This is a genomic window from Rheinheimera faecalis, assembly GCF_021290965.1.
GTDB lineage: Bacteria > Pseudomonadota > Gammaproteobacteria > Enterobacterales > Alteromonadaceae > Pararheinheimera > Pararheinheimera faecalis.
Map to the genome: position 1 here is coordinate 48172 of NZ_JAJOYT010000007.1, position 18168 is coordinate 66339.

At 44.0% G+C, this 18168-nt stretch carries 20 protein-coding genes; 8 read left to right on the forward strand and 12 right to left on the reverse strand.

The window, feature by feature from the left end:
* Nucleotides 1-124: 124 nt before the first annotated feature.
* Nucleotides 125-1030 (forward strand): retroviral-like aspartic protease family protein, encoded by a 906-nt coding sequence (locus tag LSG34_RS13170; protein WP_233009563.1) that lies wholly within the window; start codon nucleotides 125-127, stop codon nucleotides 1028-1030.
* 88 nt (nucleotides 1031-1118) lie between these two features.
* Here LSG34_RS13170 and LSG34_RS13175 read toward each other — a convergent pair whose 3' ends face one another.
* Both LSG34_RS13175 and aceK read right to left on the reverse strand, forming a co-directional pair.
* Nucleotides 1119-1805, reverse strand: a complete 687-nt coding sequence (locus tag LSG34_RS13175) for a tRNA-uridine aminocarboxypropyltransferase (protein ID WP_233009564.1) — start codon at nucleotides 1803-1805, stop codon at nucleotides 1119-1121.
* A gap of 28 nt (nucleotides 1806-1833) precedes the next feature.
* Nucleotides 1834-3615, reverse strand: coding sequence for a bifunctional isocitrate dehydrogenase kinase/phosphatase (gene aceK, locus LSG34_RS13180; RefSeq protein ID WP_233009565.1), 1782 nt, complete (start codon nucleotides 3613-3615; stop codon nucleotides 1834-1836).
* Between the two features lie 293 nt (nucleotides 3616-3908).
* Here aceK and LSG34_RS13185 point away from each other — a divergent pair, with 293 nt between their 5' ends.
* From LSG34_RS13185 to LSG34_RS13195, 3 genes are all read left to right on the forward strand, one after another.
* Entirely contained in the window at nucleotides 3909-4283 is a 375-nt protein-coding gene (locus tag LSG34_RS13185; protein WP_233009566.1) for a hypothetical protein, read from the forward strand.
* 416 nt (nucleotides 4284-4699) lie between these two features.
* A complete protein-coding gene (locus LSG34_RS13190; RefSeq protein ID WP_233009567.1) occupies nucleotides 4700-5017 on the forward strand; it encodes a hypothetical protein in 318 nt (105 codons plus the stop codon).
* Between the two features lie 19 nt (nucleotides 5018-5036).
* The gene (locus LSG34_RS13195; RefSeq protein ID WP_233009568.1) at nucleotides 5037-5633 is read left to right on the forward strand and encodes a DUF6990 domain-containing protein; all 597 of its coding nucleotides are present in this window, start codon (nucleotides 5037-5039) and stop codon (nucleotides 5631-5633) included.
* A 64-nt stretch (nucleotides 5634-5697) separates the two neighbouring features.
* Here the strand turns inward: LSG34_RS13195 and LSG34_RS13200 are convergent, their stop codons facing one another.
* Complete coding sequence (locus LSG34_RS13200; RefSeq protein ID WP_233009569.1) at nucleotides 5698-6597, reverse strand: transporter substrate-binding domain-containing protein; 900 nt, start codon at nucleotides 6595-6597, stop codon at nucleotides 5698-5700.
* A gap of 257 nt (nucleotides 6598-6854) precedes the next feature.
* Between LSG34_RS13200 and LSG34_RS13205 the strand changes: the two genes are divergently transcribed.
* Both LSG34_RS13205 and LSG34_RS13210 read left to right on the forward strand, forming a co-directional pair.
* Nucleotides 6855-7793: an SPFH domain-containing protein gene (locus tag LSG34_RS13205; protein WP_233009570.1), complete on the forward strand. Its 939-nt coding sequence runs from the start codon at nucleotides 6855-6857 to the stop codon at nucleotides 7791-7793.
* A 9-nt stretch (nucleotides 7794-7802) separates the two neighbouring features.
* Nucleotides 7803-8276: an NfeD family protein gene (locus LSG34_RS13210; RefSeq protein WP_233009571.1), complete on the forward strand. Its 474-nt coding sequence runs from the start codon at nucleotides 7803-7805 to the stop codon at nucleotides 8274-8276.
* A 21-nt stretch (nucleotides 8277-8297) separates the two neighbouring features.
* Here the strand turns inward: LSG34_RS13210 and LSG34_RS13215 are convergent, their stop codons facing one another.
* A complete protein-coding gene (locus tag LSG34_RS13215) occupies nucleotides 8298-10841 on the reverse strand; it encodes an EAL domain-containing protein (protein ID WP_233009572.1) in 2544 nt (847 codons plus the stop codon).
* Nucleotides 10842-11121: 280 nt separating this feature from the next.
* On the opposite strand from LSG34_RS13215, the gene LSG34_RS13220 reads away from it, so the two are divergent.
* Nucleotides 11122-12183 (forward strand): alpha/beta hydrolase family protein, encoded by a 1062-nt coding sequence (locus LSG34_RS13220; protein WP_233009573.1) that lies wholly within the window; start codon nucleotides 11122-11124, stop codon nucleotides 12181-12183.
* Between the two features lie 4 nt (nucleotides 12184-12187).
* Here LSG34_RS13220 and LSG34_RS13225 read toward each other — a convergent pair whose 3' ends face one another.
* From LSG34_RS13225 to LSG34_RS13235, 3 genes are all read right to left on the reverse strand, one after another.
* On the reverse strand, nucleotides 12188-12886 hold the full coding sequence (locus LSG34_RS13225) for a cupin domain-containing protein (RefSeq protein WP_233009574.1): 699 nt from the start codon (nucleotides 12884-12886) through the stop codon (nucleotides 12188-12190).
* A 33-nt stretch (nucleotides 12887-12919) separates the two neighbouring features.
* On the reverse strand, nucleotides 12920-13207 hold the full coding sequence (locus tag LSG34_RS13230) for a TIGR03643 family protein (protein ID WP_233009575.1): 288 nt from the start codon (nucleotides 13205-13207) through the stop codon (nucleotides 12920-12922).
* Between the two features lie 77 nt (nucleotides 13208-13284).
* Nucleotides 13285-14313, reverse strand: coding sequence for a DUF2804 domain-containing protein (locus LSG34_RS13235; protein ID WP_233009576.1), 1029 nt, complete (start codon nucleotides 14311-14313; stop codon nucleotides 13285-13287).
* A 112-nt stretch (nucleotides 14314-14425) separates the two neighbouring features.
* On the opposite strand from LSG34_RS13235, the gene LSG34_RS13240 reads away from it, so the two are divergent.
* Nucleotides 14426-15028, forward strand: coding sequence for a HEAT repeat domain-containing protein (locus tag LSG34_RS13240; protein ID WP_233009577.1), 603 nt, complete (start codon nucleotides 14426-14428; stop codon nucleotides 15026-15028).
* 193 nt (nucleotides 15029-15221) lie between these two features.
* Here LSG34_RS13240 and LSG34_RS13245 read toward each other — a convergent pair whose 3' ends face one another.
* The 5 genes from LSG34_RS13245 to LSG34_RS13265 all read right to left on the reverse strand — a co-directional run bounded on the left by LSG34_RS13245 (nucleotide 15222) and on the right by LSG34_RS13265 (nucleotide 17960).
* On the reverse strand, nucleotides 15222-15368 hold the full coding sequence (locus LSG34_RS13245) for a hypothetical protein (protein ID WP_233009698.1): 147 nt from the start codon (nucleotides 15366-15368) through the stop codon (nucleotides 15222-15224).
* 269 nt (nucleotides 15369-15637) lie between these two features.
* Nucleotides 15638-16318 carry a GNA1162 family protein gene (locus tag LSG34_RS13250; RefSeq protein WP_233009578.1) on the reverse strand — a complete coding sequence of 227 codons (681 nt, stop codon included), beginning with the start codon at nucleotides 16316-16318 and terminating at the stop codon, nucleotides 15638-15640.
* 4 nt (nucleotides 16319-16322) lie between these two features.
* Nucleotides 16323-16685, reverse strand: a complete 363-nt coding sequence (locus LSG34_RS13255; RefSeq protein WP_233009579.1) for a DUF4810 domain-containing protein — start codon at nucleotides 16683-16685, stop codon at nucleotides 16323-16325.
* Nucleotides 16682-16999: a hypothetical protein gene (locus LSG34_RS13260; protein ID WP_233009580.1), complete on the reverse strand. Its 318-nt coding sequence runs from the start codon at nucleotides 16997-16999 to the stop codon at nucleotides 16682-16684. The genes LSG34_RS13255 and LSG34_RS13260 overlap by 4 nt, the downstream gene beginning before the upstream one ends.
* Before the next feature lie 4 nt (nucleotides 17000-17003).
* Entirely contained in the window at nucleotides 17004-17960 is a 957-nt protein-coding gene (locus LSG34_RS13265; protein WP_233009581.1) for a CsgG/HfaB family protein, read from the reverse strand.
* Between the last annotated feature and the right edge of the window lie 208 nt (nucleotides 17961-18168).

Here is an 18168-nt window from a genome sequence, read left to right on the forward strand (position 1 = left end):
ATGATCCTGTTCCTTTTTTGCTTGTGTTCATCCCCTGCTTAGGGTAAGTTTTGGCTTCCAAAAACAAGGGCCAGCTCTGCGTTGTTTGCTTGCTTTATCTGTAATAAAAACAAGGATATGTTTGATGTTGTATCAGTTATTTTTTCTTTTCGCCATTTTGGCGTCCAGCTGTTCTGTGTTTGCTTCACCTATGGATAAAGATGGCTGGCTGCCTTTTGAGTTGCAGGGCGGGATAGTCACTATTGATGTTGAGTTTGAAGGGAAAACGCGTAAAGCCATTATTGATTCTGGTGCGGAAATCAATTCAATCAGTGCCGGTTATGTTGAACTCAAAAAAAATGAACTGCAGTTCGGGGAGAAAATCCGATTAAAGGGCGTTTTTGGCGAAGAAACCACGGCTCTGGTAAATGCGATTCCTGTAAAAATTTTTGGGCATGAGGTAGAGCTGAACGATCTGGCTCCCGCACAATTGGGTAATGCAATTTTATTGCTGGGCTTGCCATTTTTACAGAATTTTATTGTGCAGTTTGATTACCCAAATCAAAAAATGCGGCTCTTGCCACATTCAGTGGTCGACATGAAAAAAATTGCCAATGTTGAAGTTAAAAAAAGTCGGAACAGAAATTTACCTGCGATCAAAGTGGAACTTGCTGGAGGAAAAAGCCTGTGGTTGACCCTTGATACCGGCAATAGTGGTGGTTTAGTCGTCAGCAGAATGTTAGCCGAAGAACAGGATTGGTTAAGGGACCAGCTTGTGTTGAAGCATTCGGTTTCTGGTGCTGTTAAATCAGGGCAAGTAGAAACCTTTACTATTTCCTACCTGAAGGTGGGCCCCTATGAACTTGAAAATGTTTTAGTCACTATTCCTGTGGATGGGGAAGCGATGAATATTCGGGACTCTCATCGATCTTCGGTTAACCAACTCAGCAAAGGGACATCAACCAACGGTTTATTGGGTTACGATATTCTTAAGCATTTTGTGCTGACTCTGGATACAAAAAACTGGCGTGCTCATCTTGCCGCACCTTAGTTTTGCCAGAGACTAATTGGTGCATGGCACAGCAATGAGCTGTGCTGTGTCGGTGTTGTGTTATCGGCCAGAGATTGAATTTCGCCCTTTATTCAATTTCCAGCTTTAGACTTAAATGAGGCTTACCAGCAATATAGTTGCGCCTGAAAGTGGTGAAATAAGCTGTTAAATCTTCGCTTGCCTGATGATCGCCTGCCAGTTCCAATACCGCAATACCTACTTCTGCAGTACAAAGCTGATGATCATGAGCCGCTTCGCGCAACTGATACAAAGAGCTTTGTTCTGGTTGAATACCCAGCACTGGAAACCCATCCAAATAGGGGCTTTTGCTGAACATCTTTTTCGCTTCACGCCAGGTGCCATCCAGCATCACAAAAAGTGGAATTTTATCGCCTGTGTTAACCGCGTCAATACAACGCTCCGGCGCCGCATATTGTTGTGGAAATACCACAATAGGGGCGTATTTAGGGTTTTGTAGCAAAGCTAAAAGCTCTGAGTCCGGCTGAGTTCTGTCCCAGACAAAGGCAAAATTTTCCGGTGCCACATCGGCAATTAATCGCCCTGTATTTGTCGGCTTATAAGCTTCACCTTTGTACATCACAAAACAAAAGGCACTGCGGCTTGAGGCTTGTGGTTTGGCGGCGCAAATGCAATCAGGCACAGGCAATAAACACAAAGGGCAGCGGATCACACGACTACCGCGGGCATTAAAGACCCGGACGGTTTTTTTAAGTTCGCGCTCACGCAGCGCCATCACTGAATTGATATGAGACACAAAGCTTATCCTTGATTGCCGCCAGACACTATGCCTGCTCAGGCGGCGGCATTGTACTTAAGCCTTCGTCTTTTGCATACTCTGCCGGATACAATGTGTGGAAGCGTTGGCTTTGTGGATACGGAAACACATCTTCTACTATGCCATCGCGAATACGTTGCTGTTTTTGCTGCCAGTAGCTTGCGTCCATTAGTTCAGGATGACTTTGGATAAGCATCTGCCGGATATCATTTTGCGCCGTCACATAAGTGGTAATTTGCTCTGGAAACACATCACCCGGGCCTACGGAGTACCAGGGTTCGTTGCTTAACATATCGTCGTAGTTGTCGGTTTTTGGAATAAAACGGAAATTCACATCCAGCAGGTACTGTACTTCGTCGTAATCATAAAAAATCACCCGGCCGTGGCGGGTGACACCGAAGTTTTTCAGCAGCATATCGCCAGGGAAAATATTGGCGGCAATCATATCTTTAAGCGCCTGACCGTAATCGGCCATCATCTTCACTTTTTGTTCGAAACTGGCCTGCTCTAAATACAGGTTCAGCGGCAACATGCGTCGTTCGATATACAAGTGTTTGATAATGACCCTGTCATCTTCAATCTGCATAGAACCCGCTATGCTTTGCTGCAACTCCTCCAGCAATTCAGGGCTGAATCTGCTGCGGGGCAGGGCCACATCTGAATACTCCATGGTATCCGCCATACGGCCAACCCTGTCGTGTTTTTTTACCAGCAAATAGCGGGCTTTGACTGTGTCGCGGCCAAACTCTTTGGTCGGTGCAAACTTATCGCGGATCACCTTAAATACATAAGGAAAAGAGGGCAGGGTAAACACCATCATCACCATGCCGCGTATACCAGGTGCAGCGACAAACTGATCTGTGGATTTATCCAGATGGGTTAACAGCTCGCGGTAAAACTCTGTTTTACCTTGTTTATGCAGGCCCACTGACGAATACAATTCGGCCAGAGTTTTATGTGGCAGCAACTCTTTTAGAAAATGCACCAAAGCCGAAGGTACTGTCATTTCCACCATAAAATAAGCGCGGGAAAAACCAAAAATAATGGTCATTTGTTGTGGGTCGGTGATTAGTGTATCGACATAAATGCCCTGATTTTCATCATGCAACAGCGGAATAATAAAAGGCTGCTGACCGTCAGGCGTCACCACTCGCCCTACGATGTAAGCCGCTTTATTGCGGAAAAACAGCGACTTTAAAATATCAAAACGCACCAGATGCACCGGAAAATGACCATGGCTGGACTGGCCGATAAAAGTGCGTACCAAAAGACGAATATCCCGCTCTAAATCCACAAAAGGCGCTTGCAGATGAAAACTGGCAACAATAGCTCTGATGCTTTGTTTTAAGCCATATTGGGCAGGAAAATAGCTTTCATACACCGAAGCTATAGGCGCAGGTAAACGTTGTTTGCTTAAGGTGGATTCGACAAAAATATTCTGATTATGAAAATACTTACGCTCGTACAAACGGCAAAACACAGAATTGTAAAAGGTTTCAGCCAACTCAGCCTGAGGGTGAAATAACAAATACTGCTGGTACTGCTGCTTCACCTGTTGCCACAGGCATTCATTTAATTCAGTCCCTGTCAGCTTTTGTTGCAGCAAGGCCAGGGTTTCATTCACCCGCAAGTCGTAATAAGAAATACGCTCCGAGCTGATACGTTGCAACTCCAGCCAGTTTTTTTGCGCAAAACCTTGCTGCGCTAATGCAGTGATTTTTTGAAACAAGCCAAAATGGCGGCGAAAGCCTTTTAAAATAAGATCAGCTATTTCTGTAGCTTGCAGCATAACCAGACATCCCGAAGTACCTTCCTTCAGAAATAACTGAAATCCGACCAGATATCAATTGTTGGTTGAGGGGGGATGATGGGGGATTGTCCTTTGCTTTGAGTTTTGAGGTGTAGATTTATTCGGTATTTTTGTGGTTTATTCTGTTGGTTTATATTTAAACTCACTGAAATTGAATAAATAAATTTTTTGGGGCAAGGGGCAAGACCTGACCCCAAAGGCCAATTGATTCCAAGAGATTTACATGATAACACCCGCCATGTTGGTGGTAATGCGATGAAGGACGGAAGGTAGTGAAAGCTATAACAAGAGATAATAGTCGCGATATTGGATTTGTTGTGGGTTGTTTATTTAAGCAAGCCATCACTCTTGATGAAATGAAGATGTGGTGTGAACGTTTGATTCTAAATTGCGATGATTATCCAGATTATTTAATTGATTTATTAGATTTTAATGGGCCAAAAGCCAAAATTTTTAATGTTATAGGTTTTGTTCCAGAATGGCCTTTTGATGATGAAAAAAAAGTGGCGCTTTATGGTATCGCATATAGGCGAGGAGTTGATGTATACGATTGTCCGATCTCACGGGAATTTGCAGAAGAGCTAATAAGTAAAGAACATGAAATATTAGATTATTTTGAAAAAGAGTTTAGCTTCTTGATGTCCTAGCAAAATAGGGTCAGCAGTCCCTCAGGACCTGACCCCAAAGACGCTGATAAGGATGAACGTTTGAAATTTTCTATCGATTTTTTTATGTGGCCATCTAAATATGTTAGTTATGTTCAAAGGTTAGGTCTTTGTTTTTTGAACAAATGGGGTCAGGTCTTGCCCCTTGCCCCGTTAGTTGTGTTTGTCTTTTGTGAGGTGGAGGGGGAGGTTTGGCCCGCATCCTGCTTGCCAGCATTGATAATGCATTCGTCTGCCTCCAAACCTCTTGCCCGAGCAAAGTAGGTTAACTATGGTTAATTGAAATTATCTGTTATGGGGCAAGACCTGACCCTGAGGGCGCTGTCGGTGCCGAGTATGCAATTGGTAATGAGTTTCCTGTGGTAAAAAATATCAAAAATACACCTGGTGGTACTTAAATGAGAGAGTCTGATATTTGCAAAAGAGTTGGCCAACTACTGTTCAATTGTTCTCCGGAAGGGGCGTATTCTTTAATTATGGATGCTGAAATATCTGAAGATAATGATGCAACTACTTTTAGAAATACATTTGTAAACTCGAAGGGCGATATAGGATGGTTTCGATGTGATCCGAATGCAAACCACGAAATTTCGACACTTTTGGTTGAATTGAGGGAGTTGTTTGTCAAAGAGCAGAGAGGTTTTTGGCTTGGGTTGGTTTTTAAGTTAGATCTGAACAGTAGTAAATTTGATGTGGAATTCAAGTACAAAGAATAATAAATAAAAAGACCACAACGTGAAAAAAGCAGAATTAATAAAATACTTTAAAGCGCGTTTTCCTGCAGTGAATGAAGGCGGAGGAGACTGGTGTTTTACACTTATTGATGATGAAACAGCTTATTCTCATATGCGACCGAAACTAGGTGGAACCCAATTAAATCAATATATTGGTATTTCGTTTGTGATGAATCCGCGATGGTTTGACGAGCTGGAAACTGCCATCTTTAATGAGGGGGCGGGAACTTACCTTATTTCAACTGGCGATGGTTGTGTGCAGGTGAACGCGAATGGGCCTGTCACTGAAGCTCATTTAGAGGAAGCTATCCTGAAGGCAAAACAATGGTATCAACGCAGTAACACTGAAGAAGTGTTGGCTCCCGAATTCAAACGAAGGTATGACTTTTATAACCGATTTGGGCGCTGGCAATTTATTCATATTATCGCCTGCGTCTTAAAAGGCGATGTTGAGAAACTACAAACCTATTTGGGTGCTTTTAAGCGAGGTGACCGGATGGAATTTATTCCCATTATCCATCAGGAGTATTTTGAGCGGGCTATCCCGCTGGCAAAGAAATACCGTTCAGGTGAGCTAATATCACCAATTCAGTTTTAATTGTGCTTGGTCTGATTGGCGTTAAAAATTAGGCCTGGTTTAATATGACAACCCAAACCCCATCTCACTTCCCATCCACCTTAAAATCTTGCGGCTGAAACCAGTATCTGCTGTTTGTCACTGGAGTATCAGGGCTTAACAGAGGGTTTTTAATACTGATCCACGGATCTGAGCTGTTATGCCGCAGAGGAAACACATGGCGGGTGAGTTCTTGTTGCTGCATATGTGCAAGTAATTCGCCATCATCAATCATTTGCTCCAGCCCTTGTTCAATCCAAAGCGCCAAAGCTTCATTTTCTTTACGGGTAAAAAAGTACACGGCAAAAGGATAATGCAGCATCAGTTTGTTATAGCGCACCAATTCCGGATACAAAGCCTGGCGTTTTTCCAACTCGATCACACCTTCATGTAAACCTCGTGGAAAATAATCACAACGCCCGGCGAGTAATTGCTTAAAGATATTTTCGTACACCGGCGCTTCTTCAACCTTTAAGCCAGAGCTGCGCATAATTTCAACATCTGGCCAGAATGCGCCCTGACAAGCGGTTAGCTGTTGTAACTGCTGCAGGCTGCGGATGGAGTTAAATTTTGCGATCGAGTCTTTGCGCAAAATAAACTTACGAAACCCCATCAGGCCACGTTCCAGCGGAATACGAATAGCGCGGAATTCCTGCTCTTTAGCGAGGTCTGTACCTACCCAGAATACATCCAGCGATTCGCCTTTGGCTAACTCGCGCAAGGCTCTGCCTTGTTCCATCGCAAAAGTGGGCTTGAGTTCAGGTATAGCGCGGCCTGCGGCTGCTTTAGTCAGAGCTTTTTTTAACAAGCTGGTGTAGTACTGGTGATTGATATCAAATTCAGAGCGGGGTTTGGTGACGAGTAACTGAGCCGGAGTTTCGCTGGCGGCCTGAGCGACAAAACACAGCAGGAGCAGGCAAGCCGACACCAGAACAGACCACTTCATAACCACTCCTCAAAACAACTTCTCAAAACCACTCCTCAAACAGCCCCTCAGAACAACAACCTGCTTAGTCTAAATGCCCGGCAGTAAAAGGCATAGGTTTAACTCCGGCTTTTATGGCAGCAGCTTCACTTATTTATCAGCAAAGACGAACGAGCAACAAAGATTAATTGTTAATAACTTGGATATTATTCTTTAAAGCTTTCAGAAATCCGGTAAGCTATACGGTAAATTTGATAATTCATTCTTAAGGATAAGTTATGGTCGAAACGAATTTAATTGTCACTGCAGCTCTGGTAGTGGCTGTGCTGATACTGATTGGCAAAACTGTGGTGATACTGCCACAAAATATGGCCTATATCATTGAGCGCCTTGGTAAATATTACACCACTCAAACGGCTGGCCTACAGTTTATTATTCCTTTTATCGACCGTATTGCGTACAAGGTGTCGCTCAAAGAAAGTGCCATTGATATCCCCAGCCAGTCGGCCATTACCAAAGACAATATCAGCCTGACGATAGATGGTGTGTTGTATATCAAAGTGATGGAACCTTACAAAGCCTCTTATGGCATTGATAACTATGTGTATGCGGTGATCCAACTGGCACAAACATCGATGCGTTCTGAAATTGGTAAGCTGGATTTAGACAAAACCTTTGAAGAACGTGACAGCCTGAACGTAAAAATTATCCATGCTATTAATCAGGCCTCCGCAGCCTGGGGTGTGCAGGTGATGCGTTATGAAATTAAGGACATTAACCCGCCAGCTTCGGTGTTAGATGCGATGGAAAAACAGATGCGTGCCGAGCGGGAAAAGCGTGCTTCTATTCTGGATTCAGAAGGTAAGCGTCAGGCTGCCATCAATATAGCGGAAGGTGATAAACAAGCCACAGTATTAGCAGCGGAAGCCGAACGCGAGCAGCAGGTTCTTAAAGCTGAAGGTGAAGCCCGTTCTATCGAGCTGGTTGCAGAGGCTAAAGCCAAGGCGTTAACCATGATAGGTCAGGCCGCAGCGACTCCTGAAGGCCAGGCTGCTGTTTTACTGGATCTGGCAACTGAAGCTATTGCAGCGAAAAAAGCCATAGCCCGTGAATCGACAGTAGTGCTGATGGATAACGATAAATCTTCTGCCGGAAACACAGTAGCTGAAGCTTTGGGTGTAGTGGCTGCCATTCAAAAATCAGGAACTTTATCCTAAGGAGACTTCATGGAGCTGAATCTGCTGTCTGGCTTATTATTGCTGGCTTTGTTATGTCTGGCTTTGCTGCCTTTTGCTATTCCTGGTGTACTGGAAGTACTACTAGCCTTAGCTATTGGCGCTTTTGTCAGCGCAGCTTTGATCTGGTTTGGCTGGTTACCGCAAGACACCAGTCTGGTGCTGTTAAGTTTGGCGATGCTGACTGCTTTGTCGGCCGTCTTATTATGGAAGCCTCTGCGTAAGTTGCAAAAAACCGGAGTACGTTTACAGGAAGACAGCGCTATTTCTGATTTTGTCGGTACTGAGCTGGTGCTGACAGAACAAGCCAACAAAGACAGTGACAGTCATATTCAGTTTTGTGGTCTGGAATGGCGGGTACGTTTAGACCCAACAGACATGGCAACAAAGGTAGAAGCAGGGCAATCTGTGTTCATTAGCTCTGCTACCGTTGGTTTTTTGCTGGTAAAAAGTAAAACAGCCTGATGCCCCGGCGGCTCAGGCTTTTCAGCTTAATCTGAAACCCTGTTGTTCAAAATCCGCCAGCCATTGGCTAAACCTGTCAAAAGGCATAGGTTTGGCCAGCAAATAACCCTGCACCGCATCTGCGCCTAAACGCCGGGCAAATTCCAGCTCTTTGATGGTTTCTACCCCTTCAATCACTGTATACAGCTGCAAAGATTTACCCAGCATCACGGCATACCTTAATACTGTATCGTCATTGAGCCGCACTGCCTGACAGAGTAAATCCCGGTCAATTTTAAGTTCGCCCAAAGGCAAACCCTGCAAGCGGGCTAAAGAGGATTGCCCTACACCAAAATCATCCAGCGAAATACGAATATTGGAGCGCTCCAGCAATTTAAGCGCTTGTTCTGAGTCTTTAACCAAATCGACAAAAGCAGTTTCTGTCAGCTCCAGTTGTAGTGGCACTGTGGAATAACTGGTGCTTTTTACAGCCTCTATCACACGAGATATCAGCGCAGCATTACGCAAATCCAGTGGCGATATATTCATAGATAAGCGCAAGTTAGCCCCGGTATCTGCCAATTGTTTTTGCAGGATCAGAGTTTTATCCAGCACCCATTCTGTCACCTGACTAATCATGCCGGTTTGTTCAGCCAGAGGAATAAAATCGACAGGTGAAATTTGCCCCATTTTTGGGTGATACCAGCGGATCAACAGCTCAGCTGCATGGATTTTTTGTTGTTTCATATCCAGTATCGGCTGTACGTAAAGCTCTAACAAATCATCTTGCAGCGCAATATTGAGCTCGGACAATAAGTGAATATGCTCAAGGTTCTGCTCCAGATACAAAGGCTCGTACGGCAGATAATCGCCCGCTCTGTCGGCATGTTCTATCGCAGCAAGCGCTAAATCCAGTGCATCAGAGGCTTTGGCGCAGTCCTGCGGATAATGCACTGAGCTATAAACAGTACCTAAATCCAGTTGCAGATTATCCACTTTTAACAGGGCGTCGAGCTGGTGGCGTAGTTGCTCAAACTGCGAGCGAAAATCTGTGGGTGCAATGAGCACTGCATAACTGTCGCGCTCCAGCGCAAACAAGGCGGGGTAGTTCGCTTCGGTCTGGCGTTGTTGTTCACACCAACGTTTCAGTAATTTACTAAAACCTGTGATGGTGTGATTGGCTTCTTCCACCCCTAAAGCCCGCTCTATCTGACGAAAGCGCTGGTGCACTATCATTACCAGATAAAAATCACTGTCCCGTTGCTCGTCCAGTTGTTCAAGCCGGTTCAGCAGAGCTCTTTTATTAGGTAAATCAGAGATATGCTCTGTTAATGCCTGCTGTAGCGCTTTTTGCTGCATGCTTTGAATATGTTGTTGTTGATCAAGAATTTGCTGTTGAAAGGCAATTTTTTTGTTTTTTTCCAGGTGTAGGTTTTGCAGCATGGCGAAAACAAAAAACAATGCAGATAAAGCATTACCTATTTCCATTGCTGAATTGGTCAGCATCACGGCAGGCAAATAGCCTTTGCTGCGCAAAATCATCACGGCTATACCCGTCAACATCGTCAGCAGCGCCATGGAAAAAAACAGTGCATGGATATGGCGTTTGTGCAGTAGCCAAAAGCTGGCAAGCAGCATCAGACTTCCGGTCAAAGCTGTCAGTTCAACGCCAATTTTTTTAAGCCAATAAGCACCAAGCCATGTGCTGGCCAGCAGCAATAAAACAGCAAAAATCCGGATCAGTTGAAAGGGCCACATTAGCCAGTTGGAGGTGTCGGTGTTTCTAAAAAAAGACAACATAAAACAAGAGGCAAACAAAGAACCAAAGACGGCGCCGTATTCAATCACCAAATTGTAATCGGGTGATTCTGGCCAGACATAAGCAAACAATAAACCGTTGATCTCCAGCTGGATTAACACCACAGTTAAAAACATGCCGGAAAAAGCTAAAAAATAGCCATGACGGTAAATCAGATAAAGCCCTACCGACAGTGCTATCAGGCATAAAAAAATACCGCTGAATAAACTATGGATAAAGACAGCAAGGTGTTCTTGTTGCTCCATTTCCAGTGTGCTGCTTCGTTGCAGCGGTAGCATATTGGCTCCCTGATTTGTAACTTTGGCAATAAGCCATAAATCTTGCGTGCTGGCTGGTATAAGGATCACAAAGTTCAGCGTAGGCAAAGGCCGCAGCTTATAGAGTTGTTGATCACCAAGCTGGTAGCTTTGCAGCAGGTTTAATTGTGGATCCAACACATAAAGTTCCAGCCTGTCTAAAAAGGGGGCTTGCACCGACAAGGCTGTTTCTGAGTTACTTGCCGTCAGGCGGGTTTTATACCAGTAGGCGCTTTGCTGATAACCCAGGCTCGCAGTCGAGCTGGGCAATAATTGCCACTGGTCAGCAGGTTGAAACAGCAGTTGCTGAAGCTCTGTCGTTTGTTCAGTCACAGGGAAATAATAGATTTCGTTAATAGGCTTGAGCGTCTGTTGTGGCACCAGATGAAACAGCACCAATGCAAAGAGCAACAAAGCGCTTAAGGTAAGGAAAAATAAAGTTTTGAACAAAGGGTTTTGACGAAGGGTCATAACAGCTCAAACAGAAAGTATCTGAATTAACCTTAGCTGGCGAGCTCTCAGATGCAACGCGTAAATTGATAAATTTAATCAATTTTCCACAGTTAAAAACTCTGTTCGAATTTATTGAATAGCCTCATCAATTTTTATTGCTTTTTATTTGAGCAACAGGCGCAGATACTTGCAGCCTGAATTGAGTTGTACACCAGATTAAAAACGCAACCAGACCCTGAGCCACTTGTGTCGTATTCAGTGGGTTTACCAAGGCAAGTTTCATTGAAGAGGACTTTTTATGCGAACTCACACTACGATTAAAGCTTTAGGCGTTGCCACCCTGATAGGTGCTTTGGTGTTGTCCTTAAGTGGTTGTTCGCATCAACAAGCGTTAAATCCGGTCGTTTGGCAACAGCAATTAAACTTACCTTCTGTGCAGCATTCAACCGAAGTGGCACAGAGTTTATCTGTAACTATTGATGAAGTCAGTTTTGACTGGGTGGATCAAAGCAGAGACCGTGTAGTGCCGGCTTTGTTGTTTAAACCTGCTCATCAGCAAAAAGCCAAAGCTTTAATAGTGTTCTCCCATGGTTTAGGTGGTTCTAAAGAGCGTTACGCTTATTTGGGGCAATACTGGGCCAGTCAGGGCTACGCCAGCTTGCATGTACAGCATGACGGCAGCGATCGCAAAGTGTGGGGTGGCAACAGACTGTTATTACCTTTCCGTTTGATGGACGCTGCAGATGAAACTGAAGCCTTAGCCAGAGTGCAGGATGTGAAGTTTGCGTTGGACCAGATTTTAGCTTCAGAGTACGCCGCAGATTTTGATAACCAGAATATTATGATGGCTGGCCATTCTTATGGTGCCAACACGTCCATGTTGTTAAGCGGAGCTGTCGTTGAGCAGAACGGTGCCTTAATCAGCCTGAAAGATGACCGGATTAAAGCGGCTATCTTAATTTCGGCACCACCATTTTATAACGACCAACCTTTAGATCAGGTGCTGGCTGAAGTTACTATCCCAACTTTGCACATCACTACAACTGAAGATGAAATTAAGGTACCAGGTTACTATTCATCTCCTTCTGACCGATTTGAGCTGTATTACGCTATGGCAAGCAGTTACAAAGTGTTGGCGGTGTTTAGCTCAGGTAGCCACAATATATTTTCAGGCTGGCGCCGCAGCACAGATACAGCGCCACAACAGCAAGTGATTAAAGCTGCTACTCAGGCTTTATCCAGCGCCTTTATAGAACAAGTGACCACAGGCGATGGCCGCGCTATGAGCCAATGGGCCCGTGAGCATCAACCTGTGTTATCAGACTTTATCCGCTCAGATTTAGTGGCGGTGTTGAATTAAGGTTTTAACCTAGGGTGCTGAGTTGATCCCCCAATAATTCAGCGCCCAAATGCCCCACCTTGACATAAATCAGTGCGCCTTCATTACCGGTAAAAGGCTGGTGTTTACTCCAGCGCGGACTGCGTAACCAGCTGCCTTTTGGGTAACAACCAAACTCGTCCTGAAACACTCCTTCGAGTACATAAATTTCTTCGCCACCAGCATGTACATGAGGCTGGAATCTGGTGTTCGGTGCCCAGTGCACTAAAGCTGTGTTGATGCCATCAAACTGATGCAAAGGTAAAACCTGCAAGCCCGGCACTAAACCCGGCAGCCAGTGTTGTTGTTCTTGCCTGATACAAAGCTGCTCTGTGTCACCTTTGCTGAATTGCCATAGTTTTACCAGCAATAAGCAACCCTCCTTGGAAAAAGATGCGTGTGAAGTGCCGGGTGGGTTACGTAAGTAAGTACCAACTGGGTAGTCACCGTATTCATCAGAAAAAGTCCCTTCAAGCACCAGAATTTCTTCACCGCCACCGTGCTGATGACTGGCGAACTGACTACCGGGTAAATAGCGCACCAGGCTGGTTGCTTTGGCGACTTCTGCGCCTATTCTGTCCAAGGGCCTTCTGTGAATATCTTTGGCAGGAGACTCATACCAGAGCGCTTGCTCTGGGGTTTGCACGACGCGCTGACTTAAATCCGTATTTATTTCGGCGCTCATTTGAGTCCAGGGTAATAAAGTCATGGTGTTGATTTATCTCTTGTACTGGCTGGGGCAGTAGCCTCGATTAATTTCAGGCGATCTTAGCTTTAAATGTTTGGTAGTGCGGCCTGTTGTACGTTTACGCCATAACTCAAAGCTGCTGCGTTTTAGCTCTTTACGCATCAGCTCAATCAGCTGGTGCTGGTTTAAACCATACAAATTCTCTATGGCTTCAAAAGGGGTTCTGTCTTCCCATGCCATTTCAATAATGCGGGATAAATCTTCAGGGCTATATTCAGGGTCCTGTTCAGGGCTGCGGTCTTTGCTAAAAGTGTTCACGCTGTTTTTACTTTGTCTGTTGGCTAGTGCTGTTTTTACGTGAGTTGTGGCTAAGCAGACCAATACAAAGCCATAAATCACCACTTGGCATAATGATCTTCAGCCAGGCCTTTGACCGCATTTAGTTGTAATTTTGTGCCATTTTGAAGCACCACAAAGCCCGTATAAAGCCCAACATACTGTCGGAAATTGCTGGCCAGTAAGCCGATATTGACCTTTTCCTGACGGCAATGCAAAGGGCTAAATTCAAGCTGAACTTCGCCGCAGAGGCTGCTTATTTGCCATGGTTTTTTATCGTCTTTGCGATCAAAACCAAAAGTTGCTGGGCTTAAATGCTGGATTTGGCCATTAAACCACAGTGCATTTTCGCAAAGCCCGGTTTCATTGACACCTGCCGCCATATTCAGGCCAAAAGCCTGACCTTCGACCATGGCGTTGATACTGGCCCAACGCCAACTGGTTTGGCGGCGCATAAAGCCTGCTGAAAAATCATAACCCGCTAAAGCCTGAGTTAAATCCAACGTCTTACCCTGAAGTTCAAGTGTGCCTGACACAGCCAAGGCATTGGATTTTTCGGTGTAAGTAAAGCCGTTGTAGCCAGTAGGCGCACATAAAGCTAAAGGCATCTGCTTGGCTTTTTCTATGGTTAAATTTGCTTTTAACTCTTTGGTATCAATCTTTAATTGCCAGTTTGTAGCACTGGTTTTTATAGCGACTTTATAAGCACCAAAGCTTTGCTTCGCTTCACCTGCTGAGGGGGAGTCACTCATTTGGCAGCCTAAAGCGCCTGGCAATAACACGCCTTTGCTTACAGTCTGGTTTGTGTCAAAACGATACAAATACGCAAAACCTGAATTGGCATAACGAATATCAGCAATAGCCACAGCCAGTAACCAGTCAGAACCCGTGACACAAATAAACTGAAACTGCTTGTAGTTAAAATAACGGGCTAGGGCGCCGGCTTTGTTATCCATCAGGTTCTGATAAATAAAATCCTGCAGATTAAAGTCAGCGACAGATCTATCAAATAAGCCGAAGGCTGGTTTACCATTGGTTTGGAAAAGTTGTGCTGGTGCTTTGGTCAGTAGTGGCTTGTAGCTGGTCATAGGGCGTTGTAATAAAGAGTTTGTTTTACTTTACTGCAAAGTGATTGGTCGCCGCCAATTAAATCCTTTTGTTTCTTTAGTTCTTGCACGCAAGTAGCTGGGAGAGGTCGGTATGAAAATTTTTTTGTTATATTTGGCCCTCTATAGTGGTTTTACTGCAGCTTGTGCTGCCAGCTTAGAATCTGATTTGTGGTACAAAAAGTTTATTACGCAGTCTGCAGTTGTTTATGACAGTTACAGGAAAGATGGTGAGCAACCTTATAAGTTAACAAACTTCCTTAAAGAACGAACAAAGATAAATAACTTATTAAATGAACGATGGGCAGAGCAAGCTGATACTGACTATTTGTGCCTGATTAAAGGCCTGTGGGACGGAGATTATGTAGGTGTGGGTTTTAATGAGGCATGGTGGGTTCTGTTTAAAATGCCTCAGATACGGGTAAGCCTTGCAGACCTGCTAATTCAAAGTAGTAATCATGAATTACTATCTATCGATAGAAATACCATTCGTTCAGAGTTGATAACTTATATAGACCGCGATTTATTTAACACAAAAGCACAAGCGATTAGAGCCTTGGCACAGTTAGGTGATGACAGAGACCTTGATTACTTGCAGAAGCTGGCAGACTCAGATGATCCAAAGGGATATTCTTCTGTAGCCAGAACCGCAATTGGAATTCATCAGCAAGTAAGTGCTGCCAGAATTAAAAAGTAATAATTATAGGCAGAGTTAGCTGATGCCTTTTATATTATCTTCGTGCATGAAGCTGCTGATTTGTTGAGTCCGAGCTTTCGGCTTTGCATTTATTTGAACGCGAAGCGGGCGGGTAAAAGGCTAAATTACATCGGATTTGAATTTAAGAAGGGCGGGTGCAAGACCCCACCCTACGTTTAAACCTGATATTCAATCAGACTTGAAGGTAATCCGATATCCCCTCAGTGACCTTACGGCCCTTAGCTATAGCTGTGACTACCAGGTCCGAGCCTAATACCATATCACCACCTGCGAAGATTTTTTGCTGGTTGGTTTGAAGTGGGTAAGTGCTTTTCTGCATTGTCACACACATTCTATGTGTTACTTTATTTTGCCAGCAGTAACAGCGAGTACCGTAAGTTGTTTATTGAGCTTTACCATGAAACGTCGCAGGTGTCAGTCAGGAAGTTGAAGCCTACTTTGGGGATTATTGTCTGGAGGCTAATTCTTTGTTTCCAATTGCTTATCTGACTGTCTAAGTGGGAGCACTGAGTGAGGATGTTCGCAGTATTCGATAACACATAGATAAAAGCTGACCAAATAGGTCAGCTTTTATCAATTTAATGGTAATTATTGTGCGGCTTTCGCAGATAAAGCGGTATTTACCGACTGATCTGCACCATCCTGTTTATGACGAGAATGGTATTTACCTACAGGTAATGTATTAATAACTGAAGCATTTACCATTCGTGCTACAGGCACATAATCAGTAGTCGCAGTATTAATAGCGGTGCTTATAATGTCCGCAAGCAAATTGCCACTGTTACCAGAAGTATTAATGACAACGACGTTCTGATAATTCCATAACGACTCACCAGAAGATGTAGAAACTAAATCGAATTCAGCACCTACGGTTACATTGCCGCCAGTCACAAAATAATTGGTATCCCACTGATTAATAGTGACAAAGAGCACAGCATCAGCCCCAAACATTTGTTTAAACTTATCTGGATTTACATCTCGGAGTTGAGCTCCATCTACGATCCCTTCCTGCTGTAGCAGCATAGCAGACAACGGGATCGGCAGAACGTAGTAACCAGCCTCAGCTAATGGCTGGGCAATAGTCGTGGAATACAGATCCGGTGCGTCTGCAGCAGTTGATTTATTAACCGCTGGCACAACCAAAACAGACAATGGCGCAGCATCATACATCTTAGGGAAAGCTTCTTGCTTACTAACAATTTTTTGTGTAGCGCAACCTGATAACAGTAATGCAGCTAACACAAGAATACTTTTAAATGGAGTTTTCATTCCTTTAGCCTGCCTTATTCATTTTATTCAACATTGCGTCAATCAATTGCGCCGACTCTGGAAATAGGGCTTTTTCTTGCTGTAAGTAAGCCTGAGCTTCAACGACGTTATTCACCTGAAGTTCTAATGTTGCCAACTCTGCGTAGATGCCAGGAGGTATCTTTTTGTTTTCTTTGGCAGCATTCTCGATGATAGCTAACAGTGCTTGCTTATGCTTTTCGCGAGTCTCGTCAGAAGGTTCGTGCTTATGGTTATAAGCGGTTTCTGAATAGTCACCCCAATGATAAATTGATTTATTAGTGCTGGCGCATGCGGACAGACCAATAGCGCAAACCAAAATTAGTGCTTTTTGGATACCAGTTTTCATGGAACTCTTACCTCAAATACATTGCCATTTGTGACATAAATTTTTCTTTTCACCAGAACCTGTTGGCCCCGGCTTATTTCTACCTGATGGCTACCAACGCTTAAATCAAACTTTGCTACTGTTTCACCATCTAGTTTAAAAGTATCAGCATTATCCAGTTGAACTGTGGTGGTATTATCAAGAACCAGAGTAGTTCCCTGAAGGTTGCCGCTCAGTTGTAAGTAGGCTTTATCATCTACTTGTTTAATCTCAGAAAAACTTGTGCTACACGCAGACAGCAAAAGAGAAAAAACCAAACAAATCATATATTTCATTTAATTACACCTTCCCTTCTTCACGCACAACAACTTTGCTGATGCTTTGATCGTTGATCGTGCCTGAAACCAGTTCGCACACCGACAATTCATCGTTACCCTCGCCAACAAAACCTGTGACACGTAAAGTAGCCACTTTTTGCCCCGGTAAATTTATCAGCATTCCTGTTTGTGGATTTTTTACTTGCTGCCCTGGACTGACCACATCAAAAGTATCATTTACTTTGATGCCTTGGGCTGATCCGCCAGTCATCAAAAATTGGCTACCTTGTTTACTTATCAAATAAGCTTGCCACGGAGAATCCAGTAAATTTTCGGAGATGTTGCTCACCAGCTTTGAAATGGCGGCAGATAAAGCCTTGTCATTGATTGAAGTATCATAAGCAGCACGCTCACCAACACCCATCACTGAGTTAGCTTCTACCCGTGCTTCACCAGTAGCTTCCTCTGAATACATGATTTGCCCGGTTTTTGTGTTAATTAACCGGACATTTACTGTAGCCGTAGCTGTCTGAATTTTATTGCGGCTAAAAACACCAACTTCGCTGTTTGTTGAGCGGCCAAATTCGGAGACTGAACCGACAATTAAAAAATCAGAACCTGCAGTTTGGATCTGCTCGCCTTTGAAGGTGTTCTCACTTATTACTTTGTCTAAATCTGCACGCTCAAGCATGATGAACTTGTTTGTTTCAGTCAGACGTGCGGCAAGAATATCTGAGGCTTGTTTCCCTAATCGATCGCCATTCTGATCCAACAAAAAGGCGTTGCCTCTTTTGGTCTCATCAGAAAAACGAGCTATTGCTACTACTCGTTTCAACGAGAGTTCAGGAGCTTGACTAAGCACTGGACTAATAGCAGGTGTTGCTGTGGACAATGCATTGACAGAACCACGCGTCGACGAAGTACAGGCTGTTAGAACAGCCAGACTAAGCAGCGCGACAGGAAGTACAATTTTTTTCATCATTTCCTCATGAATTGTTATAAGTTTTTGAAAGGCTAAAGAGATTCAATATGGCAAGGATAGATAACAGCGCAAAAGGCAGGACAAAGAATGATTTAATCCATTAAATCGCAGAAGTTATAACTAAACTTGAGTTATACAAATATCAGTACCTGAGAGTACTGAGTTGACTGTAACCAAAACTATAATTAATTAAAAGACATAGATA